At 51.6% G+C, this 26,667-nt stretch carries 24 protein-coding genes, 1 tRNA gene and 1 other annotated feature; of the genes, 17 read left to right on the forward strand and 8 right to left on the reverse strand.

Features of this window, described 5'->3' with window-relative positions; translation table 11 throughout:
• Positions 1–20 precede the first annotated feature (20 nt).
• The 10 genes from LLG46_06070 to rpoC all read left to right on the forward strand — a co-directional run bounded on the left by LLG46_06070 (position 21) and on the right by rpoC (position 12,941).
• Positions 21–96, forward strand: a tRNA-Trp gene (locus tag LLG46_06070).
• A 22-nt stretch (positions 97–118) separates the two neighbouring features.
• A complete protein-coding gene (gene secE / locus LLG46_06075) occupies positions 119–361 on the forward strand; it encodes a preprotein translocase subunit SecE (protein ID MCE5322868.1) in 243 nt (80 codons plus the stop codon).
• Positions 362–393: 32 nt separating this feature from the next.
• On the forward strand, positions 394–921 hold the full coding sequence (gene nusG, locus LLG46_06080) for a transcription termination/antitermination protein NusG (protein MCE5322869.1): 528 nt from the start codon (positions 394–396) through the stop codon (positions 919–921).
• A 94-nt stretch (positions 922–1,015) separates the two neighbouring features.
• Entirely contained in the window at positions 1,016–1,441 is a 426-nt protein-coding gene (rplK, locus tag LLG46_06085; protein ID MCE5322870.1) for a 50S ribosomal protein L11, read from the forward strand.
• Positions 1,442–1,503: 62 nt separating this feature from the next.
• Positions 1,504–2,208, forward strand: coding sequence for a 50S ribosomal protein L1 (rplA, locus tag LLG46_06090; GenBank protein ID MCE5322871.1), 705 nt, complete (start codon positions 1,504–1,506; stop codon positions 2,206–2,208).
• Between the two features lie 25 nt (positions 2,209–2,233).
• Positions 2,234–2,596, forward strand: a complete 363-nt coding sequence (locus LLG46_06095; GenBank protein ID MCE5322872.1) for a hypothetical protein — start codon at positions 2,234–2,236, stop codon at positions 2,594–2,596.
• A gap of 4 nt (positions 2,597–2,600) precedes the next feature.
• Positions 2,601–2,750 (forward strand) — a sequence feature (ribosomal protein L10 leader region).
• 33 nt (positions 2,751–2,783) lie between these two features.
• Positions 2,784–3,314 (forward strand): 50S ribosomal protein L10, encoded by a 531-nt coding sequence (gene rplJ, locus LLG46_06100; GenBank protein MCE5322873.1) that lies wholly within the window; start codon positions 2,784–2,786, stop codon positions 3,312–3,314.
• Between the two features lie 105 nt (positions 3,315–3,419).
• Positions 3,420–3,803, forward strand: coding sequence for a 50S ribosomal protein L7/L12 (gene rplL / locus LLG46_06105; protein MCE5322874.1), 384 nt, complete (start codon positions 3,420–3,422; stop codon positions 3,801–3,803).
• Positions 3,804–4,048: 245 nt separating this feature from the next.
• Positions 4,049–8,575 carry a DNA-directed RNA polymerase subunit beta gene (rpoB, locus tag LLG46_06110; GenBank protein MCE5322875.1) on the forward strand — a complete coding sequence of 1,509 codons (4,527 nt, stop codon included), beginning with the start codon at positions 4,049–4,051 and terminating at the stop codon, positions 8,573–8,575.
• On the forward strand, positions 8,568–12,941 hold the full coding sequence (gene rpoC, locus LLG46_06115; protein ID MCE5322876.1) for a DNA-directed RNA polymerase subunit beta': 4,374 nt from the start codon (positions 8,568–8,570) through the stop codon (positions 12,939–12,941). Before rpoB ends, rpoC begins: the two co-directional genes overlap by 8 nt.
• A 166-nt stretch (positions 12,942–13,107) precedes the next feature.
• Here the strand turns inward: rpoC and LLG46_06120 are convergent, their stop codons facing one another.
• Positions 13,108–13,668: a BON domain-containing protein gene (locus tag LLG46_06120; protein ID MCE5322877.1), complete on the reverse strand. Its 561-nt coding sequence runs from the start codon at positions 13,666–13,668 to the stop codon at positions 13,108–13,110.
• A gap of 129 nt (positions 13,669–13,797) precedes the next feature.
• Here LLG46_06120 and LLG46_06125 point away from each other — a divergent pair, with 129 nt between their 5' ends.
• Together LLG46_06125 and LLG46_06130 are read left to right on the forward strand one after the other, a co-directional pair.
• Positions 13,798–14,457 carry a 5'-nucleotidase C-terminal domain-containing protein gene (locus LLG46_06125; protein ID MCE5322878.1) on the forward strand — a complete coding sequence of 220 codons (660 nt, stop codon included), beginning with the start codon at positions 13,798–13,800 and terminating at the stop codon, positions 14,455–14,457.
• 10 nt (positions 14,458–14,467) lie between these two features.
• Entirely contained in the window at positions 14,468–15,421 is a 954-nt protein-coding gene (locus LLG46_06130; GenBank protein MCE5322879.1) for a M28 family peptidase, read from the forward strand.
• 199 nt (positions 15,422–15,620) lie between these two features.
• Here the strand turns inward: LLG46_06130 and LLG46_06135 are convergent, their stop codons facing one another.
• From LLG46_06135 to folK, 7 genes are all read right to left on the reverse strand, one after another.
• A complete protein-coding gene (locus tag LLG46_06135) occupies positions 15,621–16,001 on the reverse strand; it encodes a RidA family protein (protein ID MCE5322880.1) in 381 nt (126 codons plus the stop codon).
• Positions 16,002–16,042: 41 nt separating this feature from the next.
• Complete coding sequence (locus LLG46_06140) at positions 16,043–17,146, reverse strand: hypothetical protein (GenBank protein MCE5322881.1); 1,104 nt, start codon at positions 17,144–17,146, stop codon at positions 16,043–16,045.
• Positions 17,143–17,943: a 3-methyl-2-oxobutanoate hydroxymethyltransferase gene (gene panB / locus LLG46_06145; protein MCE5322882.1), complete on the reverse strand. Its 801-nt coding sequence runs from the start codon at positions 17,941–17,943 to the stop codon at positions 17,143–17,145. The genes LLG46_06140 and panB overlap by 4 nt, the downstream gene beginning before the upstream one ends.
• 97 nt (positions 17,944–18,040) lie before the next feature.
• The gene (locus tag LLG46_06150; GenBank protein MCE5322883.1) at positions 18,041–19,144 is read right to left on the reverse strand and encodes a DnaJ domain-containing protein; all 1,104 of its coding nucleotides are present in this window, start codon (positions 19,142–19,144) and stop codon (positions 18,041–18,043) included.
• Complete coding sequence (locus tag LLG46_06155) at positions 19,141–20,334, reverse strand: type II secretion system F family protein (protein MCE5322884.1); 1,194 nt, start codon at positions 20,332–20,334, stop codon at positions 19,141–19,143. The genes LLG46_06150 and LLG46_06155 overlap by 4 nt, the downstream gene beginning before the upstream one ends.
• Before the next feature lie 93 nt (positions 20,335–20,427).
• On the reverse strand, positions 20,428–21,675 hold the full coding sequence (locus LLG46_06160) for a type II secretion system F family protein (protein MCE5322885.1): 1,248 nt from the start codon (positions 21,673–21,675) through the stop codon (positions 20,428–20,430).
• Between the two features lie 383 nt (positions 21,676–22,058).
• On the reverse strand, positions 22,059–22,553 hold the full coding sequence (folK, locus tag LLG46_06165) for a 2-amino-4-hydroxy-6-hydroxymethyldihydropteridine diphosphokinase (GenBank protein ID MCE5322886.1): 495 nt from the start codon (positions 22,551–22,553) through the stop codon (positions 22,059–22,061).
• A gap of 172 nt (positions 22,554–22,725) precedes the next feature.
• Between folK and LLG46_06170 the strand changes: the two genes are divergently transcribed.
• From LLG46_06170 to LLG46_06190, 5 genes are all read left to right on the forward strand, one after another.
• Entirely contained in the window at positions 22,726–23,649 is a 924-nt protein-coding gene (locus tag LLG46_06170; GenBank protein MCE5322887.1) for a hypothetical protein, read from the forward strand.
• Positions 23,650–24,179: 530 nt separating this feature from the next.
• Positions 24,180–24,683 carry a hypothetical protein gene (locus LLG46_06175; GenBank protein MCE5322888.1) on the forward strand — a complete coding sequence of 168 codons (504 nt, stop codon included), beginning with the start codon at positions 24,180–24,182 and terminating at the stop codon, positions 24,681–24,683.
• 10 nt (positions 24,684–24,693) lie between these two features.
• Complete coding sequence (locus LLG46_06180) at positions 24,694–24,831, forward strand: hypothetical protein (protein ID MCE5322889.1); 138 nt, start codon at positions 24,694–24,696, stop codon at positions 24,829–24,831.
• An 88-nt stretch (positions 24,832–24,919) separates the two neighbouring features.
• On the forward strand, positions 24,920–25,372 hold the full coding sequence (locus LLG46_06185) for a YhcH/YjgK/YiaL family protein (protein ID MCE5322890.1): 453 nt from the start codon (positions 24,920–24,922) through the stop codon (positions 25,370–25,372).
• A 102-nt stretch (positions 25,373–25,474) separates the two neighbouring features.
• Complete coding sequence (locus tag LLG46_06190; protein MCE5322891.1) at positions 25,475–26,593, forward strand: PEP-CTERM sorting domain-containing protein; 1,119 nt, start codon at positions 25,475–25,477, stop codon at positions 26,591–26,593.
• The last annotated feature ends 74 nt before the right edge of the window (positions 26,594–26,667 follow it).

Here is a 26,667-nt window from a genome sequence, read left to right on the forward strand (position 1 = left end):
TGTTGAAACTCAGGTTGCGCAGGGGCTTAGCTCAGCTGGTAGAGCACCGGTCTCCAAAACCGGGTGTCGTCGGTTCGATCCCGGCAGCCCCTGCCATTTTTTGGGTTTTGGAGGACTAATGGCCAATACTGCAGCATCAAAGACAGCCGCCAAGCCGAAGGGTGAGGGGTTCTTTGCGCGTTTCATTAAGTTCATCAAAGAGAGTTGGTATGAGACTTTCAAGAAGTCGTCATGGCCGACACAGGCTGAATTAAAGCAGTTTACGATAGTGGTTATTTTCACCATCGTGGCGATTTCAGTCTACATTGGCGCAATAGATTTCATTTTATCGAGAGTCACAGACGCAATACCCAGAGGGTAGGATAAAAAGAAGGGCTTTCGGCTAGGGATAGCATGACAGAAAAACAGTGGTACGCTGTACATACATATTCAGGTCACGAGAATAAGGTCAAGACCAACATAGAGCGGCGCGCGGAGTCAATGAACCTCAAGGACAAGATCTTCAGGATACTTGTTCCGACGGAGGCGGAGCTGCGCACAAGAGGCGGCAAGCGTCAGGAAGTCCAGCGAAAGGTCTTCCCCGGCTACGTTCTCATCGAGATGGTTTTGGATGAGACGACGTGGTATCTTGTCAAGAGCACGACTGGTGTTACTGGTTTTGTAACGTCGGGCAACAAGCCTGTGCCGCTGCAGGACAAAGAGATTCAGGATATTCTGGATGCCATAGAGGCTCCTGATAGAAAACCGAAGGTGAAGTGGTCGAAGGACGAGGTAGTGCGAATCACATCAGGTCCGTTCACAGACTTCACAGGTAAAATTGAAGAGGTAAACGTGCAGAAAGAAAAGCTCAAGGTCCTCATTTCAATTTTTGGAAGAGATACTCCTGTTGAGCTTGATTTCTCGCAGGTAGAACGTTTATAGTTAAGCCTGATTTGCAGCTTTTGTATGCAGATTGCCGGGCAGACCTTGGCAATCTGCTTGATTGTGTCTGTGACAGGCAGGAGGATGAACTTAGATGGCCAAGAAAGTAATGGCGGTGGTCAAGCTTCAGATACCCGCAGGAAAAGCGACACCCGCACCTCCCGTGGGACCGGCTTTGAGCCAACATGGGGTCAACATAATGGAGTTCGTCAAATCGTACAACGAGAAGACGGCAGCTCAGATCGGCAATGTTGTCCCGGTGGAGATCACGGTCTATGAGGATCGCTCATTCACGTTTATATTAAAGGTATCTCCCGCTGGCGAACTGTTGAAGAAGGCTGCCGGAATCGAGAGAGCTTCAGGTGAGCCGAACAAGCGGAAAGTGGCAAAGCTCACCCGCGATCAGCTTCGTCAGGTAGCCGAGACCAAGATGCCCGATCTCAATGCAAACAGCATAGAGGCGGCGATGCGCACTCTCGAAGGCACCGCCCGCTCAGCGGGAATCGAAATAGTAGACTAAAGTTTTGCAGGCGGCAGGCGAAAGCCGATATCCCATAGGGACCTGCGTATAAGGAGAAATGAATGCCCAATCATGGAAAAAGGTACGTCGAGGCAGCCAAGACCGTTGGCGCTGACGGACCCAAATCACCACAGGAAGCGCTGGATTTGGTGAAGAGCACGGCCAGTGCGAAGTTCGATGAGACAATAGATGTCGCGATAAAGCTCGGGGTCGACCCAAGGCATGGCGACCAGATGGTTCGTGGAAACACCACTTTGCCTCATGGCACCGGCAAGGTCCGCAAGGTGGCCGTTATTACCAAAGGCGACAAGGCGACTGAAGCACAGGAAGCCGGAGCGGACAAAGTCGGTGACGAAGACCTGGTCAAGGAGATTCAGGGCGGCTGGATGGACTTCGACGTATTGCTGGCGACTCCTGATGTTATGAACCTGGTCGGGAGACTGGGAAGCATTCTCCGCGCCAAGATGCCGAGCAAGAAAGCTGGAACGGTGGCTGAGGATATCGGTCGAGTCGTCAAGGAGATCAAGACTGCTTCCAGAGTGGAGTATCGTGTTGAGAAGGCGGGCATTGTGCATGCGCCGCTCGGCAAGGTATCATTTACACCTGAGCAGCTCATAGAGAACTTTACTGCTCTCATCGATGCGCTCGTTAAGGCGAAACCTTCCTCAGCGAAGGGTCGATACTTGCAGAAGATCACAGTCAGTTCCACCATGGGGCCCGGTGTCGATATCGATACTTACGAAGCACAGAGACTGACAAGCAAATAATCGACAATAGTCATCTTGGACGTGCATGAAAAACCAAGACAACGTGCAGAAGCTAATAATTGTTCTGTTTGTTCTGAGCGGCATTTTTTTGGTGCTGGCAGCAATGCTTTTTCCGGCAAGGAATGCTTCGTTGGGACCGATTACCCGCTGGGCTATTGCCGGGCTTTTGATGCTTGATGCACTGTTCTATTTTGTCGCAGCCTGGGGTCTGGCCAGGAGAATTAGACTTATTCATTGGTTTGCAGTATTATTGATCGGTGGGAATGCTCTTTTGTCTATAACCGACCAGGTCGGCCCGGCCGATCTAATAGTCTTCATGCTCAATTTGATAATGCTTGTGTTGGTAATTATTACTGGTAAAAGTAAGAAGCTAGTCAGTACTCAGTGATGATCATAATTTAAATAACGTGCCGTAGACAGTGGGTACCGAGAGGTTTAATGCTCAAAGTGAGCGCCGACCGAGGCTGAAGCACCAGAGTGATGTTGTATATGGTGATGATTCAGGGCTGTCTGCGAAATGATAGCCCTTTTTATGCGTCTGGTAAGCGGCACGATTGGAAAGGAGGTGAGACGTATTGCCGACATTTGAAAGAACGCCGAGACCTGAGAAGGTCGTAGCGGTGCAGGAACTGCAGGGCATGCTCGAAAAGAGCACCATTATCCTGACTGATTATCAGGGTCTGGATGTCAAGGGTCTTGCAAGTCTTCGGAGCAAGCTGCGCGAGAGCGGCAGTGGTTATAAGGTAGTAAAGAACACTCTTCTTGTACGCGCATCCGAGGGCACTGCTTCAGAGCCTCTATTCGAGGGATTGGCGGGTCCGACGGCGATTGTCTACACGGATGATCCGGTTGGCGCCGCGAAGACGCTTGGTGACTTTACGAAGGGACCCAAGTCGATAAAGCTGAAGTCCGGTATTGTAGATGGACAGATCATTGATATCAAGCAGATCGAAGCTCTGGCTAAGATTCCGCCGCGCGAGCAGTTGTATGCGATGGTTGTAGGCGGCTTGCAGAGTCCGATCACCGGTTTGGTCAGCACAATGCAGCAGATGATAAGTCAGCTTGTATTCACGCTGCAGGGCGTGGCTGACAAGAAAGCAGCTTAACTTGCTCTCTCTCCTTGTGGGAGAGGGTTGGGATGAGGGGAATCCTCTTCACTAAAAAAAGTCGCGCCGATATGGCGCATACCAAAAAGGGGTGCAATTTATAAAATGGCTAACATACCTGAGCTTATTGAGACAGTAAAAAATATGACGGTTCTCGAGCTGAACGATTTCGTGAAGGCTCTGCAGGATGAATTCGGCGTATCCGCCATGGCGATGGCTGCTCCTGTGGCCATGCCGGGTGCTGGCGGAGCTGCAGCCGCTGAAGAGGCTGAAGAGAAGACAGCATTTGACGTCATTCTCACAGGTGCCGGTGACAAGAAGATCCAGGTTATCAAGGTCGTCCGCGAGCTTACAACTCTGGGTCTGAAGGAAGCGAAGGAACTCGTAGACTCCGCTCCCAAGCCGATCAAAGAGGGCGTTGCCAAGGAAGAAGCCGAGGCCATGAAGAGCAAGCTCGAGGCCGAGGGTGCAACTGTAGAGATAAAGTAATCGTTTTCGATTGCTGTTTAATGCTCGGGCGCGGTCGCGATTGTGGCCGCGCCTTGAGTGCGTGTACAATATGGGTCAGCATTCGGCAGTCGACGGTCAATTGGCGGCCAACTACCGACTGCCGACCCGATTTCCAGACAAAAAAACTGTAAAAAATACGTGTATGTGTGCATATTTCCATTGACCACATACACCTGATACTGATATAATATTATTTCGCGTGTGAACCCAATCAGGAGGCCCAGATGAGAGAAATTCAGCACAGGACCAAGCGTACCCCTGAGGCGATTGAACTGCCGAACTTGGTCGAGATTCAGCTCGACTCCTACAAATGGTTTCTTCGGGAAGGGCTGAGAGAGCTGTTTCATAGTTTTTCACCCATACATGACTTCACGGGCAATCTGTCCCTGGAACTGTTAGACTACTCCCTTGGTGACCCGAAATACACTGTAGAAGAGTGCCGTTATCGGGACATGACCACTTTTGAAGCTCCGATCAAAGCGCGTGTTCGCTTGACGGCGGCGGAGAAGGAGGTTATCGAGAGCGAAGTATATCTCGGTGATCTTCCGTTAATGACCGAAAAGGGCACTTTCGTTATAAACGGCGCTGAGCGTGTTGTCGTCAGCCAGCTTGCACGTTCACCCGGCGTATATTTCAAGGACACTCTTGACTATTCCGGACGAGTGCTCTACTTTGCCACGATAATTCCCAGCCCAGGCGCTTGGATCGACATCGAGACTGATGCAAACGATGTCATTACTGTGCATGTTGCCCAGACAAAGAAGTTCCCTCTGACGACTTTCCTGCGGGCTTTGAACCTGTTTGAGCCGGCGTGTCCCAAGTCGGAGATGCTGCCCGCGTATGAGGCGATAGGTAGAACTTTGGCTGCCGACAAGGTCAACAAGGAGACCGGTGAGGTTCTCTTTGAGGCCGGCGCTGTCGTCGATGAGAAGATGGCCAAAAAGCTCCACTCTCTGCATTCAGAGAGTGTTGAGGTTGGGACCAAGGGTCATAACAGCGGCTCCACGACTGAAATCCTGGACATTTTCAGTATCAAGGAGACGATCACCGATGTAAGCGCAGACATGGTCCGTGGTTTTCGTCCAACAAAGGACATCAAGGACCCGAAGACGGACAAAATACTTGTCAAGGCGGGCGAAAAGATCGGTGATGATGCAGCCAAGAAGATTGAAAAATTCGCTCTAAAGCATCTTGAGGTCTACATTCCGAACCGCTATATCGATGCAACGCTCGATCAGGATCCGGCTCATGACATGGACGAAGCCTTGATCGACATATATCACAGGATCAGACCTGGTGACCCGGCGACTCGCGACTCGGCGACCAGCCTGATGAACTCGTATTTCTTCGATACACGTCGATATGACCTTGCGCGGGTAGGGCGCTACAAACTCAACAAGAAGCTGGGTTTGAACCTGCCTGAGCATGTCAGAGCGGTCACCCGCGAAGATATAATCAAGATCATACAATACATAATCGGCCTTTCCGAGGCAGGTTCACTGGTAGCGCATCTCAACACTGCGAACCTTGCAAAGCGCCTGCCTGAGCTTGAGGAGGCCGTCAAGGCCGATGCCAAGTCGGCATCCAAAGAGGACAAAGCTCTCGGCGGACGTGTTTCCCAGTTCAAGAGACATCTTGAAACGCTGAAACACATCAAGCTCGGAGATATGATAACCGAGGACGATCTCAAGGAGATGAGGCGAATGCTCGACCTTATCCCCAACGGTAACCGTCTGATCTCCGACACTCCAGCGGAGCTTTACTCCGAGACGGCGATAAGACTTGTGGCCTGTTCGACTGACGATATCGACCACTTGGAAAACAAGCGTGTCCGCTCAGTCGGTGAACTTCTTCAGGATCAGCTCAGAATGGGCTTTTTGAGGATGGAGAAGGTCGCCAAGGAGAGGATGACGAGCCTGGACCCTGAGAACGTGATCCCGCAGGTCATCCTGTCGGTCAAGCCGATATCGGCAAGCATAAGGAGCTTCTTCCAGTCAAGCCAGCTCTCGCAGTTTATGGACCAGACCAACCCTCTGGCCGAGCTTACGCACAAGCGCAGGCTTTCGGCTCTGGGTCCCGGCGGTCTATCCAGACAGAGCGCCAAGCTCGAGGTCCGAGATGTCCACCACTCGCACTATGGCCGAATCTGTCCGATTGAGACCCCTGAAGGTCCGAACATCGGTCTGATCGGTTCTATGGCGATTCACGCTAAGATAGACGAATATGGTTTCTTGCGCAGTCCTTATCGCATCGTAAAGAACGGTAAAGTCACGAATGACCTGGTCTATCTTTCTGCGGACGAGGAGAGCCAGGAGTATATCGCTCCGGCCAACACTCCTTTGGATCAGGAGACTGGTGAGATCACTGCTGCAACGGTTGTAGTGCGGCATGAGAACACATATCCGCAGGTCGCCGCGAACAAAGTGACCTATATGGACGTCTCTCCGATGCAGATCATGTCGGTAGCGACGGCGATGATCCCATTCCTTGAGAACGATGACGCAAACCGCGCTCTGATGGGCTCGAACATGCAGCGTCAGGCTGTGCCGCTGTTGCGTGGTGATGCTCCCATCGTGCGAACGGGTATAGAGGGGCGTGCAGCTCGTGACTCGGGCGCCGTCATTATAAATAAGAGAGACGGCATTGTCCGATATTCGACCGCCGAGAAGATTCTGGTCGAGGCCGAGGACGGCACGATAGATGAATATCATCTCATAAACCTCCTGCGCTCGAATCAGGGCACATGTATCACGCAAAAGCCTATAGTCAAGCCCGGCAAGCGGGTTCGCGCGGGCGAAGTGATTGCTGATGGACCATGCACAGACGGCGGCGAGTTGGCGCTAGGCCAGAACATTCTGGTTGCGTTTATGCCGTGGAACGGTTACAACTACGAAGACGCCGTTTTACTTAGCCAGAGGCTGGTTAAGGACGACATTTTTACCTCGATCCATATAGAGAAGTATGAGACCGAGGCTCGCGATACCAAGCTTGGTCCTGAAGAGATCACCCGTGACATTCCGAATGTCGGCGAAGATGTGTTGAAGGATTTGGACTCCAACGGCATCATCCGCATAGGAGCCGAGGTAAGGCCTGAAGACATTTTGGTCGGCAAGGTTGCTCCCAAAGGTCAAGGCGAGTTGACGGCGGAAGAGAGACTGATTATCGCGATCTTCGGTAAGAAAGCCGAGGAGACCCGCGACGTATCGCTGAGAGTTCCTCACGGCGAGACCGGCACGGTTGTCGACGTCAAGGTCTTCAGCCGGTTCAAGTATAAGTGCAGCCGGTGCGAGGCTGTCTTCGATTATAGTAAGAAACCTGAGCGCATGCTCTGCGAAAGATGCGATGGCGAACTGGTCCGTGAGCCTGGCGACGAACTTCCGGCGGGCGTAAACCAGCTTGTCAGGTGTTATATCGCCCAGAAGCGCAAGGTTATGGAAGGCGACAAAATGGCAGGCCGCCATGGCAACAAGGGTGTCATTTCAAAGATACAGCCCGAGGAAAACATGCCATTCCTGCCGAACGGCAAGCCTGTCGATATAGTGCTTAATCCTCTCGGGGTTCCGAGCCGAATGAACATTGGTCAGATTTTGGAGACTCACCAGGGTCTGGTAGGTAAGCACCTTGGCTGCAAGTATAAGAACCCGATTTTCCAGGGTGCAACTGAGACCGAGATAGTGACTGATCTCCAGGTGTTGGCCTGGAAACTCAGGATTGGCGTTCTGAGGGACTATGCCAAGGAACTCGGTATCGAGGCCGAGGTTGTCAGTGAGAAGCAAGTCGACTCGGTGGTCAGGCATATACTCGGCAGACTGCCCGAGATAACTTCTGGTGATTTGGGTGCCGAGGTCCAGCAAATTATCGATTTGTATAATAAGGGTGTTGAAAGTATCAGACAGCACATCAAAACATTTGACCTGGCCGAGCTTGAGACTCTTAGTATCAAGCTGGCAGGACCTGTTGCCGCGGACGATCCGCTGTCGCTGCGGGAGGCTCTTTCTGAGAGGCTCCGACGCGAAAACGAGGCTCGAATTGCTGCAAGCGGACCTGATGATGAAGAAGATTCAGAGTTAGAGATGGGGTCAGAGTCTGAGCCGGAAGAGGAACTGTCCGAGTTGGTGATTCCCTATGTAGGAAATAAAGCTCCAAAGGGCTATGACTATGAGGCATTGATTTCTGCAATTGAGGATAACGTCCAGAAGCGCATGGGTCTCAATGAGAACACCGGCAAGAGCGCGCTTTACGACGGTCTCACCGGCCAGAAGTTCAGCCAGGATGTCACGGTCGGTTACATATACATGTTGAAATTGGCGCACCTTGTCGAGGACAAGATACACGCCCGGTCCACCGGACCATACTCTTTGGTCACTCAGCAGCCATTGGGCGGAAAGGCTCAGTTCGGTGGTCAGAGGTTCGGAGAGATGGAGGTCTGGGCATTGGAGGCCTATGGCGCTGCCTATACGCTCCAGGAAATACTAACTATCAAGAGCGACGACGTTCAAGGCCGCGTCAAGACATACGAATCCATAGTCAAGGGCGACAACATACTTGAGCCTGGAGTGCCGGAATCGTTCAAGATTCTGGTAAACGAGCTTCAGAGCCTTGGTCTGAAGGTATCAGTCGAGGATGACAGAGACCGGGTTATCGATCTCAAGGACACCGAAGACGAGCTTTCGGAGGGGCATGAGGGCGGAGTAATATCTGCGAAGCGTCGCAAGAAGGTTCTGGAACTCAGGGAGGATCTCAATGGCTGATTCTAGTACATTCGATAAAATCCGGATAGGCATAGCATCCCCGGATGACATACGTTCATGGTCCTGCGGCGAGGTGAAAAAGCCGGAGACCATCAACTATCGCACATTCAAGCCCGAGCGCGATGGGCTTTTCTGCGAAAGGATATTCGGACCGGTCAAGGACTGGGAGTGCCACTGCGGGCGCTATAAGAAGGTCAAGTTCAAGGGCGTCGTCTGCGACCGCTGCGGAGTCGAGGTAACTCGCTCCAAGGTCCGCCGCGAGAGAATGGGTCACATCGAGCTTGCTGCGCCGGTCTCGCACATATGGTATCTGAAGGGTGTTCCCAGCCCGATGAGCCTGCTGCTGGACATGTCTCCAAGGCCGCTTGAGCGCGTGCTGTATTTTGCGTCATATATCGTGATCCATGTCGATAGGCCGAAGATCAATGAGCACATCGACGAGATACGCACGGCTGTCAATGCGGCTGCTGAGGATGTGGCGCTCCAGCGTGATGAGAGCATAGCGAACCTGCGCAAAGAGGCAGCCAAAGAAGAGAAAGAAAACCCGGACTGGGACGACAAGAAGAAGAGCGATCAGACCAAGAAGCTCAACGAGCGGATCAAGCAGGAAGAGCGTGATGCAGCCGATCACACCGATGAACTGCATTCCACTCTCAAGCTTCTTGAGAGCGTTCAGAAACTCGAGCTGATTACCGAAGACCAGTATCGCGCTCTCGACAGGCTTCTCGAGGTAGTATCAGAGAAGCTCGATATCGACCTTGACGATGTGCTCCGAGCCGGACTGGGCGGAACTGCCGTAAGGGAACTGCTCTCCGAGATCGATCTTGAAAAACTCTCTCGTGAGCTTCGTAAAGAGATTTCGCAGACCACGGGTCCAAAGCGTGCAAGGGCGATCAAGCGCCTTGAAGTTGTTGACTCGTTCATATCTTCCAAGAGTCGTCCCGAGTGGATGATCCTGGACTGCATACCTGTTATTTCACCTGAGCTTCGGCCTATGGTCCAGCTCGACGGCGGCAGGTTCGCGACCAGCGACCTCAACGATCTCTATCGCCGCATCATCAACCGGAACAACCGACTAAAGAAGATCACCGAGATCCGGGCGCCTGAGTCGATCATAAACCATGAGAAGAGGCTTCTGCAGGAGGCCGTCGATGCGTTGATTGACAACGGCAGGCGCACGAGGCCGGTAGTCGGCTCGAACAACAGGCCGCTGAAGTCGCTTTCCGACATGCTCAAGGGCAAGGAAGGCCGGTTCAGAAAGAACCTGCTGGGCAAGCGCGTAGACTATTCAGGCCGTTCGGTCATCGTTGTGGGTCCATCGTTGAAGCTGCATCAGTGCGGTCTACCCAAAGAGATGGCGCTGGAGCTGTTCAAACCATTCGTGATGAAGACCCTGGTCGAGAAGAAGTATACTTCCAATATCAAGACGGCCAAGCGAATGATCGACCGCATGAAGCCGGAGGTCTGGGACGCGCTCGAAGACGTCATCAGCGAGCATCCGGTCATGCTCAACCGTGCTCCTACGCTTCACCGCCTCGGCATTCAGGCTTTCGAGCCTATTCTGGTGGATGGCAAGGCTATTCAGCTTCACCCATTGGTATGTCATGCGTTTAACGCGGACTTTGACGGCGACCAGATGGCGGTCCACGTGCCGCTGTCGGCATCGGCACAGGCTGAGGCGAGAGTATTGATGCTCTCCACTCACAACCTGTTCTCGCCATCCGACGGCAGGCCGATTGTCGCGCCGCTGCAGGACATCGTTCTGGGTTCGTTCTATCTGACAATGAAGCATGAAGACGTGCCCGAGGAGAGGGCGCTTCGCACGTTTTCTGATGAAGAGGATGCGCTTCTGGCATATCGCAACGGCCAGGTAGACGTGCATGAACCTATCAAGGTCAGACTGCCCAAATCGCCGGACAGCGATGAGCTGGAACTGAGAGAGCTTACTGTCGGCAGGCTGATATTCAATAATATTCTGCCTCCGAATATGCGTTACCTCGACAAAGAGGTCGACAAGAAGATGATGGCCAGGTTGGTCAATGAGTGCTATGCAAAGAACGGCCATGAGCGCACAGTCAAACTTCTGGACGATCTTAAGGAGCTCGGTTTCCGCTATGCCACATTCTCGGGCATAACTATCTCCATGACCGACATGGACATTCCATCCGAGCGTGACGCGATAGTCGAACGGACACAGACGGCTGTAGCTAGGAAGAACCGCGATTACACGAGGGGTCTGATCACTCAGGCTGAACGCAAACAGCAGGTGCTTGAATTGTGGATTCGAGCGGCTGATGAGGTTGCCGATTCGATCACAGACAGCGTGGAGCCGTTCAACCCGATCTCGATCATTACGACATCTGGAGCCAGAGGTTCCAAAAGGCAGATAACACAGCTTGCCGGTATGCGAGGTCTCATGAGCGACCCGTTCGGCAACCTGATCGAAGACCTGCCGATCAAATCGAACTTCCATGAGGGCATCAACGTCCTCGAATACTTTATCTCGACGCACGGCGCCAGAAAGGGTCTTGCGGACACAGCTCTGCGGACTGCGGACGCTGGCTATCTTACAAGGCGACTGGTCGATGTTGCGCAGGACGTGATCGTTCGCGGTGAGGACTGCGGCACCACCAGCGGCGTATATGTTTCGACCATTGAGGAGTCCGGCGAAGTCATTGAGACGATTGGTGACAGGCTCAGAGGCCGGACAGCTCTTGAGGATATCTATCTACCTGGTGCAAGCGAGCCGCTTGTCCAGGCAAACGAGATAATCAGTGATGAGGCTGCAAAGGAGATCGAGGCGGCAGGTCTAACGAGAGTTGGAGTCCGTTCGCCTCTGACGTGTGAACTGCGTCAGGGTATCTGCAGCAAGTGTTACGGACGCGATATGGCTAACGGCAAGCCTGTTGATGCGGGCACAGCGGTTGGCATTATAGCCGCTCAGTCGATTGGTGAGCCGGGTACTCAGATTACGATGAGAACCTTCCACACCGGAGGCGTCGCCGGCAAGTATATGACCGGTGTAGCCGAGGTCAAGAAGAAGAAACAGGAAAGCCTGCGCGACCTTCATGAGGACATCAGGCGCGGCCTGGTATCCATCGAAGACGGCGTGGAGGGCATCGAGCGTGAGCGCGCCAGGGCGGTCCAGGCGGTTTTGAAGGTATTGGAGGACCAGGTCGGTGGTCTGCTGAGGGTCGTCGAACTCTTTGAGGCCAGGAAACCCAAGGGTCAGGCGATCATTACCGAGTCAGCCGGTGAGGTAGTCGATATTGAGACCAGGGGCTTGAAGCGAGTGGTTATCCACTCCGAGCAGCCGACATATGACCCTTCACAGCTTGCAGGTGAAGTGGTTGTGGATAATGTAGTCAATCCCAAGACCGGCGACACTATGTTTGATGCCGGCACCGAGCTTACGGAGAAACTTGCTCGAAAGATCAAGGACGCCGGTGTGCAGAGTGTTAAGCTGCGCAAGACTCACTTGGTTCCTTACAGAGGCAACCTGGAGGTCGAGGTCGGTCGGACGGTTCAGGCCGGTGACAGACTTACTGAAGGCCCGATGGATCCGCACAAGGTCCTTGAGCTTCAGGGCGTGCGAGGCGTTATGGAGTATCTCGTCCGCGAGATTCAGAACGTATATAAATCGCAGGGTATCGATATCAACGACAAGCATGTCGAGATCATCGTCCGCCAGATGCTCAGGAAGCGCAAAGTGATCGAGTCCGGCGATACCAAGTTCCTGCCTGGTCAGGTCGTCGATAAGTTCGACTTCGAGGATGAAAATGCCCGCGTGAACGCTGTAAGCGGCACTGAGGCGACAGCCGACTGGGTGCTGCTGGGTATCACTGAGGCTTCTTTGGCCACGGACAGCTTTCTGTCAGCGGCATCATTCCAGAAGACCACCAGGGTCCTCACGGATGCTGCGGTAAGGGGCAAGCGTGACAACCTGGTCGGGCTAAAGGAAAACGTCATCATCGGGCGTCTTATCCCGGCGGGCACTGGTCTGCCGAGGTATAAGGGTTTGGATGTAATGAACGAGGAGCACGAGGTCGTCACGACCGCACGCCAGCTATTGGAGCCGACATACGAGTCTGAAGAGGAAGAAGAGGAGCTTCTGCCTGTTGAGGACGAGTTGGAGCTTGAAGAACTGGCTCCACTTGGCGGTGACGATGCTGAAGTTGAGGCAGTTTCCGAGGATGAATCTGAAGAAGATGAAGATGAACTCGAGGATGCTGATGTCTTCAAGAAACTGACGAGTGCGCTGACGGATACCGGCAATGAAGATGAAGGTGAATCCGACAGTTCCGACTTGTCGAATTCGGATGATGAAGACGGCTCAATAGACGCCGATTCCGATAATGCGATATAGGTAACAGGCAACAAGTAATAGGCAATAGGTAAGATCGGCGGGGGTTCCCGCCGATCTTTTTTACCAAATACTCAATCTCAAATACTAACCCGCATTATTCACGATAAACGTGAATAATGCTCTCGGAGACCCGTATTATGCGCTTTACGCATAATACGGGCTAAGTCTAAAATATATTTGATTCTGGGCCGGCGATTACCATATCGTTATATACTGCGGTTACACCCGGCACAGCTCCGGCTATGATGGGTATCATATCATAAGCAAGCTCACTGCGAGCATATCCCGAGATGCGCACAACGCCTTCTCTGACATCCACAGTGTATGTGCCCGGGCTATACATCGAATGGCTGATTCTGTTTCGGACCTCAGCCGCCAGTCTCCTGTCTCTTTCGCTGACAGGTGAGACATGGAGTTGATTATCGACTTTCATGACTCCGCGAACGCTGGATGCGAGTATAGTTGCCACGGACTTCTGGTTTTCGTTATAGACGCATCCTGTCAGCGTGATTAGTCCGTGGTAATAGCTTATGCATATATTGCATCCGGGTTTGGTTACGAGTCCAGCCAGTCGTGATCTGACCGTAGCCAGGATTACTGAGTCATTGATTATTGGACACGCAGCAGTCGCCGCACCTCCGACAGGGCAGGGGTTTTTGTTGTCCTGAGCGGATATTGGCGCGGCAAAGATAAGCGTGATTGCCGGTATCAACATTAACTTGCGCATTGTATTCACTTCCTTCAGAGGCACCGCCTCTATAGGGATTTTACCCTTGTCACAATTATCGAAGATTGCGAGAACATTTTCATTTTTAGTGCGTCTTATAATATTGAGAGTTTGTGAGGTGGGATGCAGATGAGGATGCTACATAAGTTGATTATTATAGCTGTTGTGTTGGCTGTAGCTGCCTGCGCTGCGGTTGGAGCAAGCACACAGAGCAAGAGCGCTTTAGGCAACCAGGATGTGGAGAAATCCGAGACGGCAGTCTGCGATCTGATCGCGGATGCAGTGCGTGCGGAGTTGAACACTGATATCGCGTTTATTGCCGCAAGCGAGGTCAATGCCAAAGACACACCGTTTGAAGCTGGGGAGATATCTTCGTCCGATATCAATGCGCTGGTCTCATATCCCGATGATCCCCTGGCAGAGGTTTCGATCACCGGCAAGGCTCTCCGTCAGGCGCTTGAGAAGTCTGTCTCGATATATCCTCAGCCAAATCTAGGGTTCCTGCAGGTTTCCGGCCTTGAGTTTACATTCGATCCATCCAAGGATATAGGCGAGCGAGTGACGTCTGTGAAAGTGGCGGGTGCACAAATCATTGACTCCCGGACGTATACAGTGGGCATGACCAATTCCATGGCCAACGGAGCGCTGGGTTACTGGAAGATTTGGTCATCGGGCGATGTAAAGCATCGTCATTCGGACAAGAGTATTATCAAAGCCGTAGAGGACTATATGACGGCCAACAAGACTATAGACTATGGCACTTTGGACAGGATCAAAGTCGTCAAGTAGTGGAGAAGTAGTGCTGAGACATTCGATATCCATAATCTGTGCGCTGATGTGCGTTATGTTGACTGCCGTTATCGGCTGTAGCCCCGGCGGCACATCGGCGAATGTGCCCACGTTTGATGAGACCCACGCATTTTCCCTGCTCAAGCAGCAGGTCGAGTTCGGTCCAAGATATCCTGGAACTGGCGGTCACAAAATGACTGCTGAGTTCATCCAAGCTCAATTGAAGCCATATGCCGACGCAGTGAAGGTTCAGGAGTTCTCAAAGACTGTGCGCGGCAATTATCTGGAGATGCAGAATATCATTGCACACTTCAACCCCGATTCCAAGAGACATATTTTGTTGGCAGCCCATTGGGACTCCCGTCCGACTGCAGATATGGAGATCGACCCTGCAAAGAAAAAGCAGCCCATTCCAGCCGCCAATGACGGTGGTTCGGGCGTGGCAGTGCTTTTGGAACTGGCGCGAATGTTTGCAAAACAGAAGCCTGATGTCGGTGTTGTGATGGTCTTTTTTGACGGTGAGGACTATGGTCCCGGCGAGCCGGAGATGTTTTTGGGATCGAAGTATTTGGCCAAGAATCTTGTCGACGGCACATCATATAAAGGCAGGGTAATCAAGATATACTATGGCATCCTGTTGGATATGGTCGGCGACAAGGACTTGGAGATACCAAAGGAGCAGCAGTCGGTGAATGCGGCGCCTGATGTGGTCAAAAAAGTCTGGAGCATGGCCGACAAACTTGGTTATAAGGATGTTTTTACTCCCGAGGTCGGTATGAGTATAGCCGACGACCATATTCCTCTGAACGATGCGGGAGTAAAGTGCATCGATATTATAGATTTCAATTATGGTCCATGGCATACGCTCGACGACACACCCGACAAATGCTCTTCCAAATCTCTCAAGATGGTGGGGGAAGTGATTGCGAATGTAGTCTATGCGGAGAAAGTGGAAAGTAAGTGATTTAGGTCTTTCCACTACCCAGCTTTCCATTCCCACGGCATCACAGTATAGTTCGGGCTGGATATCCGATCCAGCCCGAAAGAGAAGTTCGCGATTTATAATCGCGTTATTCTTTTTTTGTCGCAACCAGATATCGCGTCCAACCTTTGCAGAATTCTGGACTTTCCACTTTCCACTTTCCACTATCCGTTTTCCACTCCTACGGCAGCACTGCAATAGCCTCAATTTCGACTTTTGCTCCGCGCGGCAGGGCAGCAACTTGCACAGTCGAGCGCGCCGGCGCATCTGAAAGCATATATGATGCGTATACGTCGTTCACGCGTCCAAAGTCGCCTATATCGGTCAGGAAGATAGTCGTTTTCACCACATCATCGAATGTCATGCCCTGGGATGCCAGTATGCCTCTAAGGTTTTCCATAACTTGTTTGGTTTGTGTGACGGCGTCCACCGCTTCAATTTGGCCGGTTGCCGGATTGATCGGAATCTGGCCGGATATGAACAGGAACCCGTTTGCTTTTATTGCCTGACTGTATGGTCCGATGGCTGCAGGCGCATTATTAGTTTCGACTTTCACTCGCATATCAGTCTCCCAATACTCAATATAAAATCCCAATTACTAAATCAGTAGCGGCATTCTTTGCAGGCGTCGGCAAAGGCTTTCAGGTTAGCCGGGTCACCGAAGAAGAAGTGGTCTGACGGCGCAATGATGTAGCCCGCGTGGTCTTTTGTCGCTTCGAAGCAATCTAAGACAATTTTGCGAGCAATCTCCGGCGTGCCTTTCTCAAAACCGGCGTTCTGGTCGAAACCACCTATGAAGAAGAGCTTGTCACCGACCCGGCGTGATGCTTCAGCCAGGTTGCAGTCACCGCCCATCGAGGGCGGAGTCATTGTCTCAAGGCCATCTGCGCCGTTTTCGACGACCATATCAAGCATCCTCATCAATCCGCCGCACAGGTGATAGACGACTTTTAGACCTACCTCATGGAACGCTTCTGCCTGCTGCTGATCGTATGGCAGGCAGAACTCTTTGAACATAGCGGGGCTGATAACAGTACTCGACCCGGCTCCACCGCCAGTCTCGACCATATCTGCAGGGATGCCTTTCCACAACTCTGTCACTCGCAGTGTCTTCTTGAGGATTTCACCAAGGACATAGTGCAGATAATCCGGTTTGTCCATAGCCATCATGATGGCCTCTTCGGTGCCGATCATGGTGCAAAAGCTCTGCCATGGGCTGCCTTGGCCGGGGCTGAACGGGCTGACCCGGATAATACCGCGGTCGCCGAGCTTGTCCCTGGTTTCCTGCAGATATGTGAAATCTGCGGATATCGGCAAGGGGAAGTGTTTGTTCCATATCTCGAAGTCGGCTTCGGTTTTGATTAAAGTCTCGGTCTCCCAGCCTGTAAACTCATTGTTTGCGCCCTTGTGATGCAGTGTGCCGCTTGGAGTTGTGATTGTTTCTTCCCAGAGACGGTCTCCACGGTCGTTCGTGCCCAGGTCGACACGGTCCTTTCGCCAATCGGCACAGTCTTTTTCGTCATACTCATAGGAAGGCCCGCCGTAGATAGCATAGTCCATGTCGAACATCTCGTATGCCTGATACCAGTCGATCCCACCCAGGTAATGGTCAAGATAATACTGCATCCAGCCGTGCACCTGACACGGCAGACGGTCGGGACGCCCATTATTCAGGGCGATCATCATACGCTCTCTTGAAGTCATCATTTAGCTTTGCGTTCGGGGAAAGTCCCGTCCTTAACCTCGCTGCTATATTTGGTGAAAGCCTCAAGCATAACCTGCCACACATCGGCGTATTGCTTGACGAACGACGGCTTGAATTTGTCGAACATTCCCACCATGTCGTGGGTGACCAGCACCTGTCCGTCACAATACGGACCCGATCCTATTCCTATAGTGGGAATCGCCAGGCTTTCAGTCACTTCCTTCGCCAGATATTCCGGGATTGCCTCCAAAACAATTGCACTGACACCGACATCCTGCAAAATAAGCGCATCCTGTTTAATTTTCTGTGCGCCCTCGGCATCCTTGCCCACTTTTTTAAGCCCACCGATCTGATGGACATATTGCGGAGTAAGCCCCAGGTGGCCGACCACAGGAATTCCCGCGTTGATTATTCTGCCGATCGTGGAGGCCATATGCTCTCCACCTTCGAGTTTGACCGCTTCGGCATTGCCTTCGCTTACCAGTCGCCCGGCATTTCTGACGGCATCTTCTTCGCTGACCTGATATGAGAGGAACGGCATATCGCACACCTGTAGTGCACGACTGACTCCTCGCGACACGGCAGCGGAATGCCGGATCATATCTTCCATGGTCACTTTCAGCCCGCTGTCATAGCCGAGCACGACCCATCCCAGGCTGTCCCCGACCAACACCACATCGATACCCGCCTGGTCCAGAATTTTGCCCATAGGGTAGTCATACGCAGTCAGCACGGATATCTTCTCTCCGGCTGCTTTCAACTGAGCCAGCCCGGGAGCTGTAACTTTTTTCTTTTCCATTTCCATCAACCTCTATAATATCGAGAATGCCGAGAAGGCGAAGCTCTCGTTATAATATCGAACACTCTGGGAGGGCGAGGCTCCCGCCGAGCCATAATTATCCGCTCAGCGGCCTGAATGAAGACCCAATATACCATCCGATCAACATCGAGAAGAAAGACACATTTCCTCCAAAAAGCAGCACTTGTCTTGCTGCATCGGGTCTATAGGTCAAGCTCGACAAAACCACCACTCCGATCACGCACGCGAACGTAATCAGCACCGATCGGGATATACTCCATTGAACCAGGCTTGCTACTATATAGAATACTGCAGCGCCCAGGAAAAAGAAACCCGAGCCGAGGAGCAATATCAGTCCTGTTGGGATCACGGCCCAGTTGCCGCCGGATGCGTCGAACACCAGTTCCTCGTCAGGGTTTCGCACCAGCCCGTTGATGGAGATGAGTATACCGATCACCAAAGAGCTTGCCGCCATCAGCACGACCAGGTTCCAACTCCACAGCCTGATATAAGGGATATATTCTCTCAGCCATGGGATCGGCTCGCCCGGCGATATATGAATAGCAACGATCAAAAAAACTGCTATAGCCCACCAAATCATATTGAGTGCCGCCAACCTGGTTTGAGATGGAGCATGTCCAGGTGATGACGAGTGCGACACCTGCTTGCCGACCATGTCCATCAGCTTCTTTTCGGCCACCTTATCGGATGGGTTATATTGGATCGCATAACTGTAAGACCTGATTGCGTTTGCCAGGCGTCCCTGAGCTTTATATATATCGCCCATAACAACGTGAGCGCGCGCGTTTCGCGGATCAATTTTAAGCGCCTTTTTGCAGTGACCGGCTGCCTCATGGAAGCGTCTCTGCACATATGCGAACTGCGCATCTTTGATATGTCCTGCCGCGTCACCTGTCTGCCCTTGCTGAGGCCGAGCCGTCTGCGACGCATGTGTGGTGTGCGTAGTAGTCCTTGGGATTTGCGCGTTCAGTTTTGCGTCATAATCCCGGCGCGCCACCGGGTCGGTCAGAGTATCGTAAGCCTCTTGGATCTGGATAAAGAGCCTGTGTGCCAGGAGTTTGTCTTCAGCCACATCAGGGTGATATTTGCGCACGAGCTGCTTATATCGCCGTTTGATCTGTGCCGGTGCCGCATCGCGCGGCAGACCCAGGATTTCATAATAGTTGCGTGTTGTTTTCACTGTGATCCCAACTTATAGACCTGGTTGATATAGCTGGTGTATCCGCCTAAAACAGTGAGATATGTAAGCATCCCGGCTATCACCATCATCAATACAAACAGCACGATGGGGAGCTTTCTCAGGGTTGTTTTTGTCTCATCATCCATATATTCGGCAATCTTTTGGAGTGTCTCGTCATAGCTGCCTGTCTTCTCACCGATATCAAGCATATCGACCACTTCCGGCAGCATCATTCCAGTTTCCTGCAGTGACTTAGCAAGCGATTGTCCATTGTTCAAAGCCGGTATGACCTTTTTGATGCTGCCGCCAATGGCAATATTGGCGCAGGCATCCGCGGATATCGATACGGCTTGCGCGATGGGCACTCCGGACGAATACATCAGCGCAAGTGTCTTTGAGAAGCGCGACATCGCAATCTTCCGAGCCATAGTTCCCAACACCGGCGGTTGGATTTTCACAACATCCCATGCGCATCGCACCGGTTTGAATTGAAACAAAAATCTGCACACAATCAATATGACAAGAATTGGGATACCTATCATTTGAAATTGAGCCCACATTACCAATGCCCCAGCCTGCGCGCCATGTACCACGAGTGCAATAAGCGCAGGGAAAAAGAAGATCAGCAGCAAGATCAAGCATGGATATAGTAATGCAGTAATAACCCTGCGCCTCAGAGTGATCTCAGATTCAATATGGGATGCCACCCTGTCCGCCATCGGTTCCAACAGGCCACTTTGTTCACCAGCACGGATCAGTGCGATATCCAATGGTCCGAATGCTTGTGTGTGCCTGCTCATTTCATCAGACAGCCGTCCGCCGCTCTGCACGTGTGAATGCATCTTTCTGACAATATGCCCCATAGGTCCGCGGGCACGTTGTCCGATTCCTCGAAGTGCTTCGGAAAGCGACATTCCTGCAGATAGCATAGTGGTAAGCTGTCTGTAGAAGAACAAGAGGCTGCGAAGACTGATACCCGTCCAGTATGGGTACACGAAATATCGCAGAAAAGCAGAACCGAGTGTGCTTTTGCCGGACACATCGCGAGATGGCCTGACAGGTCGAATCTCCATAGGAAATCCGCCTGCCTCGCGGATCATCGCGGCAGCCTGATGTTCATTGTCGGCTTCCAGTGTGCCGGTCCGTGTATTACCGGCTCTATCTTTAACTTTATAACTGTATGTTGCCAACTCTTTACCCTAAGCAATTTACGCAATGTAAATTGCACGTCTCGGCCTGAATTCCGTATTCAGAACACATACAAGTTCAAGGCCGTAATTTACTTAGAAATTGAGCATCGGCAGCAAATAATCTCGATAACCTGATGCCATAAAGTAAACTGCGAGCACAGTCAGCACGCCTTGGAGTATCATCAACAGAGTGATTGACCATGCTTTGCCCACAGTCTTTTGCGCTGCCGCCCTGTCTGTGTAATATTCTGATATCTTAGCCATTGCCTCAGGCAGTTTTCCGCTCTTTTCGCCTGCGGACACCATTCCCAGATCATCAAGCTCAATGACTCCCGAGTGCTCCAGCAGCGCAACAACACTCGAGTTCGGCGGAGCACTGAGTCTGGCCAGTTTCAGTTTTCTGGCGATTTCACTGTTTCGCACAGTCAGACTTGCCGCGTCCCATGCCGTGTCCGAGCCGATGCCGGCCGACATCAGCGAGTCCATCATATGGAAAAACCTTGAGATTGCAGCGAACCTGTGGACTTTTCCCCATATAGGCACTCTCAACAGCATCGTATCCAGCGTAAGCCGCACTATAGGGATGCGCTTAATGTAGCCCCATATCTCCCACCATACAAGCACGGCTATAACCACCAGTATGGCGACTCTAAATCCCTGCGCGAAATATTTCCCAACCGCAGGCAGACCCTGTCCTGCCACAGCAGTCAGCATCGTATTGAGATTGAGAAACGGAGCCTGCAGGATGAACAAGATAAGCGCAAGTTTTGTGATGAACCATCCTATTCTGCCATATCTGGTATCCGACGCTTCGCGTTCAAAGTCTGCCGCTATCTCATCCAGCGCGATATCCAACTTACCTGCAAGTTCTCCGCACCAGATGGATGCCACCGCATGCACTGGAAACAGCCTCGAATGCTCGGCCATTGCTCCTGAGAGTTTTTTGCCCGAGCGGATGCTTTCCTGAATCTCAGGCAGCACTGACCGTATTTTGCGGTTGGAGACTCTGATATCGGTTGCGGACTGAAACAAAGGTCTTCCCGACTTGACCAGAGTGGCGAGCTGCCTGAAGAAGATTGCCAGTGTGGCAGCCGAAACGCAAGACTTGACAGATATAGGCACGCTCTCATTCTGGTGAGGTAATACTCTGCCCATAATCGAGCGTCCAACAGCCCTCTGCCCACCAGCGCCGGACGATGCGCGTGCTCCTGCAGCCGGATACACAGCTTTTGCGGAGTATCCCATCTGTGTCAGCTTTTGGGCGACCTGCTGCTCGTCACGGGCATCCATTGCGCCGTGGACAATCTTGCCGCTATTATCTACTGCTTCGTACCTAAACAAACCCATGTGATTTAGTATTTGATATTTGATATTGATTATTTGTCGGGATGATTAATCTTTGTTCGGTCGCGATATCCGATCGCGCCCGAAACAGAATCTCGCAATTTCAGATTGCCATATCCATTGCAAAACAACAGACACTTCAAATCCAGTCTTGATCGTCCGGGGTATTCATGCCCCGGACGCAGCTTGCAAGGGGCATTCGTGCCCCGACAGCTCAACATATGTCAGCGGAATCAATCTTTGTGTTTGCCTCCAGCCTCCGCTCGCGACCAAAACAGGAATCCGCAATTTCTTTACTGAGTGAGGATTTCCGAATCCGGTTCCCGGAAATGGTCTTTATCATGTTTTAGTCCAGCCTCACAAAAGGCAGATTTCCCACATCAATTCAGTAGGTGGATTTGCTTTATCCCCGCACGGTCGATTTGTTCGGCGGCTTCTTTTGCCGTAATACCGCCCGGCAGTTCCAAGTCAGGCGCAATCTCAGCAAGCGGGATCAGCACGAATGCCCTTTCCATCATCATCGGGTGGGGGATCGTAAGCTGTTTCTCACTTATATTGACGTCCTCATAGAGCAAAATATCCATATCTATGACTCTCGGACCCCACCTTATTGTTCTCTTGCGCCCCATTTCCCGTTCTATCTTGTTGCATAGCTCCAACAGCTCATACGGATCGAGAGCAGTCTTCACCGCGATGACTGCATTGGCAAAGTCCGGCTGATCCTTTACGCCGACAGGCTTTGTTATATAGATAGATGAGACGGCTGACACAGTGCAACCTTCGTGTGCATCGACCATTTCAATGGCTTTGTGCACATTCGCAACCTTGTCCCCCAGGTTCGTGCCTATGCCAAGATATGCAGTCTTTGTGTTCATCTGCACAATTATACTTCTTGGAGCGTAATGGTGTAAAATAAGCGTGTTGTGTATCAACGCTAAAGCCGTAGGGATGAAGCATTTGCCGGGTATATCAGGATGACTTATCAAATTCAGTCGCAAATTGCTTCATCCTGGATGCTCATCACAAATACCAATGCGGAGTATATAAATGAGATCAATAGACAGATACAAACTGACCGATGGCATATCTTGCGCCGTTTGTCCCGATTGGGGATGCAATCTTTTTTCATGGGTAGTCGATGGTGTGGAGCTTATCTATTGCCCGGATGATTATCCAAATGCAGCTTGGAAGATTACAGGCGGCGGCACTCCAATCCTTTTCCCGTCGGTTGGGCGCACATGGGACTTTTCCACGGGCACACCCGTCCAGGGGATATACAGGATTTACCCATCGGACAAGACCTGGTTCATGCCCAGCCACGGAGTCCTGTATAATTGCAGCTTCAAGAAACTAGATGAAGTTAATAATCACGATAAAATCACAGTCAAATACGGCCTTGAGGTTCCTGACAAGGTCAAGCTTGACAACTATCCGTTTGATATAGATTTCACGCAGTGTTTCACACTCACTTCCAAAACTGTGGAGCTTGAGACAACGATTACCAATAATGGCGACAAGCCCATGCCCGCTGCATTCGGCTATCATCCCTATTTCAGAATATCGAATCCTCAGCGCGAAGGTGTAAGGGTGAGCTTGCCGATCACGAAGTACCTCGAAACCACAAAGGACACCGTTTTGCTCACGGGCAAGAGCGAGGATGCGAGCGGCGAGATCGATCTTAAGCCGGATGTATATTACGATCACACTTTTACGGGCGCAACCGGCACCCGCATGTCGTTGATTGATGAAAAGGCAGGGCATGCGATCCATGTGGACTACGATGAGAAGTTCGAGCTGTTTCTGGTGTATACACCCGACGGTTCGGATTTCGTGTGCATCGAACCGTGGACAAAAGGACTGGGCGCATATATGAATCTCAAGGACCCCGGCTGGGAGAGCGGTGAGTTGATACCGGTCATCAAGCCCGGTGCAAGTGTCAGTTACAAGGCCACATTCAGCGTAACCCACTGATCTGATTTAGTATTTGAGATTTTGTATTGATTATTTTGATCAGATCAACAATCAGAAAACGTCTCACCTGATCGTCCGGGGTATTCCTGCCCCGGACGCATCTTGCGAGGGGCATTCTTGCCCCGGTATCTCAACGTAAGTTAGTTGTGAGTTACGAGTTGAGACAAGTCTGCTCTCTCTCACGGGAGAGAGGGCATCTGATTTATTATTGAGTATATTGTATTGATTATTTTGATTGGGTTAACGATCAGAATAACGTCTCACTTCCAGTCATTCCGAGGAGTATAACCTGATTGTTCATGTGATCTGATAATTTGTGCAGGAATGAACAATCATGTTACGACGAGGAATCTGCTGTGAACCATTCTTCTATATGCCGATTACGTCTAGAGAGGATGCCAGTCTTATTCCCTCTCCCTGGGGGAGAGGGCTAGGGTGAGGGCGAAGCGCTGTAAATATATACCAGGTGAATGTTTTTCCCATATCTGTCGATACATGTCTTGAAGCAGTAATATAAGGAGTTCAAGACAATGAGTATCACGGGCATCAACAGCAATTCACTCGCCAGCTTATATGAGTATTACACGCAGGAGTCCGAGGGCACAACTTCAAGCGAAGACACATTGAGTTCTTTGCTTGAATCTGCAGGCGAGAGCAATGGTTCCGCGGACTCCATCATATTCTCGTCTGAAAGCCAGATATACTGCAGGCTTCAGCAGTTGCAGGAATCGGACAACGATGAGTTCAAGAAAGTCTGTTCTGAAATTGCTGAGAAGTTGAGCGATTCTGCGCTTAAGGCGGGCGGCACCAGTTCGGCCGAACTTGCTGTCAAGTTTGCTTCGGCAGCCGACAGCGGCACAATGGATGACTTGCAGGTGTCTTCGACAACCAGCACGACATCCGACAGCACATCGTCTACAAGCAGCTATCTGAGTAAATATTATGCGCAGCTTCTCAGCCAGTCCAGTGACGACAGCAGTTCCACCAGCAGCCTGCTCACGCAGATATTGAGCGAGATGGGCATTTCAATATAGTCTATTTGTTTTGTCGACCCTCGATCGCACACAGCAGGACGGCTGCGGCTATGCCGATGCGCCTGTCCAGCAGATTGTTGATATCGAGAGTATCAAGTCCGGGTTCATCGTTGGCACGAACAGTTTGGCAAACATGTTTTCTCCGTGAATGCTAATATTAATCCGGTCGAGCGTGTTTCCAGCAGGAGATTGCCGGTCAGTCAGATAATCATATTCAGGCGAACCGAGAAAGGAATATGATAATGATATTGGACAGACTGGGAAACGCAAAGCGATATGAGCAGCTTCACCCTGCATTCGGCAGGGCTTTCATGTTTTTGGCGAGTCTCACCGACAAGACCGAGCCGGGCAGGTATGAAATAGACGGCGATAATCTCTATGTCAATGTGATGGATGCGGAGTGCCGAGACCGTTCATCAGCCAAGCTCGAGGCTCATAAGAAGTATATCGATATACAATATGTGGTGTTGGGCAGCGAGACGATGGGCTGGCGTGATGTGAAGACATGTAAATCAGTGGTCGAGCCGCATAACGAAAGTGGCGACTATGCACTTTTCTCCGACACACCCGATACATTCTTTGATGTCCCATCGGGTGTGTTCGTTATTTATTTTCCTGATGATGCGCACGCTCCTCAGATAGGTGAGGGAAGTGTGAGAAAAGCTGTGGCAAAGGTAGCAATAGACTAAATAATTGACAGTTGACAAACGGCTGAGTTTGGGGTAATTTGAGACCATAGGTCAAATAGAGACCGCACACAAGAGGCGGCTTTTTTGGAAGGAGAAAAGATTATGAGGCGTGTTTGCGTCTATGTGGTTGTGCTCGCAATCGCAATAGCGTTGCTGTCGAGCGTATCTGCCGGAGCCTATAACTGGTCTGTTCAGTATGCCATCGACACCAGCCAGTCTGTTTTTGGAGTTTCGCAATCGCCATATCCGCGCGATAATCGCGGTCTTGCAATTTCCCCAGATGGTCGATATCTATATGCCGGCTACAACAACAGCTACAACAGCACCGGCGAGGTCCGCAAGATCGACCTGACCGTTTCGGACTACATCGATGCCACGGTAGCCCGCACGACCGGTGTGCGCGGCAAGTCAATAGCCGTAGACGATGCGGGGCGGGTATACCTTGCAGAGGGCTCGACGATTCAGGTTTATGACGCCGATCTCACTGCATCCATGTATAGCATCACCACTACCAAATGTGAGGGTCTGACTGTGGCTCGTGAAGGTGGTGCACTGGTGCTATACGGCACGGACAGGACCAACAAGACTCTCACACGTTGGGAGCTTACAGAGAGCGGTGGTTCCATCACCGGCGCGACGGCATCCGGTCTGGACGGTGATGGTGTAGTGTCGATCACCGGCGCATCGAGTTTGAGAGGCGTCGAAGTGGACAACAGCGGTAATATCTGGATGGCTGACCAGGATGCCAACAAAGTGTTTCGTGTAGACTCGGCAGGCGGCAGTCTTGCATCGGTAGATATAGCAACGCCCATGGACCTCGCATTCAACGGTTCGTCCATGCTTGTCACAGGATATACCAGCCGCGCTATAAGCGTGGTCGGCGCTGATATGAGCATCAGTTCTGTTTTGAGCGTGCCCTGGGAGAGTCTTGAGCTTGATCCTGATGGGCAGAGCGCAGGTGGAGCACTGTCGGGGATAGTGGCTGTTGGTGATGGTTTCTATGTGACGAATGAGACCGGCCAGACGGCTGACGAGAAGTCTACATATGGCCGGATTGACGACAACAGCGGCACAATCGAGGGCAAGTTCTACACAGACACACTCTACGATGACAATGATCCGATTTTGCATGCATCGGTGCCCGAGCCTGGCAGCCTGATAGCTCTTATCACTGGTCTTGTGGGCTTAGTGGGCATAGCGTCTCGACGCAAACGAGCGTAATAATCAGTCCAAATACTCAATATAATGTCAAAATACAAAATATATCGGTCTCCCTTCGGATTTCATCTGAGGGG

It is taken from the genome of bacterium, assembly GCA_021371935.1.
Taxonomy (GTDB): Bacteria; Armatimonadota; UBA5829; order UBA5829; family UBA5829; genus UBA5829.

Coding starts and splice junctions, on each gene's coding strand:
- secE (MCE5322868.1), top strand. CDS start 119: ATGGCCAATACTGCAGCATCAAAGACAGCCGCCAAGCCGAAGGGTGAG.
- nusG (MCE5322869.1), top strand. CDS start 394: ATGACAGAAAAACAGTGGTACGCTGTACATACATATTCAGGTCACGAG.
- rplK (MCE5322870.1), top strand. CDS start 1,016: ATGGCCAAGAAAGTAATGGCGGTGGTCAAGCTTCAGATACCCGCAGGA.
- rplA (MCE5322871.1), top strand. CDS start 1,504: ATGCCCAATCATGGAAAAAGGTACGTCGAGGCAGCCAAGACCGTTGGC.
- LLG46_06095 (MCE5322872.1), top strand. CDS start 2,234: ATGAAAAACCAAGACAACGTGCAGAAGCTAATAATTGTTCTGTTTGTT.
- rplL (MCE5322874.1), top strand. CDS start 3,420: ATGGCTAACATACCTGAGCTTATTGAGACAGTAAAAAATATGACGGTT.
- rpoB (MCE5322875.1), top strand. CDS start 4,049: ATGAGAGAAATTCAGCACAGGACCAAGCGTACCCCTGAGGCGATTGAA.
- rpoC (MCE5322876.1), top strand. CDS start 8,568: ATGGCTGATTCTAGTACATTCGATAAAATCCGGATAGGCATAGCATCC.
- LLG46_06120 (MCE5322877.1), bottom strand. CDS start 13,668: ATGCGCAAGTTAATGTTGATACCGGCAATCACGCTTATCTTTGCCGCG.
- LLG46_06125 (MCE5322878.1), top strand. CDS start 13,798: ATGAGGATGCTACATAAGTTGATTATTATAGCTGTTGTGTTGGCTGTA.
- LLG46_06135 (MCE5322880.1), bottom strand. CDS start 16,001: ATGCGAGTGAAAGTCGAAACTAATAATGCGCCTGCAGCCATCGGACCA.
- LLG46_06140 (MCE5322881.1), bottom strand. CDS start 17,146: ATGATGACTTCAAGAGAGCGTATGATGATCGCCCTGAATAATGGGCGT.
- panB (MCE5322882.1), bottom strand. CDS start 17,943: ATGGAAAAGAAAAAAGTTACAGCTCCCGGGCTGGCTCAGTTGAAAGCA.
- folK (MCE5322886.1), bottom strand. CDS start 22,553: ATGAACACAAAGACTGCATATCTTGGCATAGGCACGAACCTGGGGGAC.
- LLG46_06170 (MCE5322887.1), top strand. CDS start 22,726: ATGAGATCAATAGACAGATACAAACTGACCGATGGCATATCTTGCGCC.
- LLG46_06175 (MCE5322888.1), top strand. CDS start 24,180: ATGAGTATCACGGGCATCAACAGCAATTCACTCGCCAGCTTATATGAG.
- LLG46_06185 (MCE5322890.1), top strand. CDS start 24,920: ATGATAATGATATTGGACAGACTGGGAAACGCAAAGCGATATGAGCAG.
- LLG46_06190 (MCE5322891.1), top strand. CDS start 25,475: ATGAGGCGTGTTTGCGTCTATGTGGTTGTGCTCGCAATCGCAATAGCG.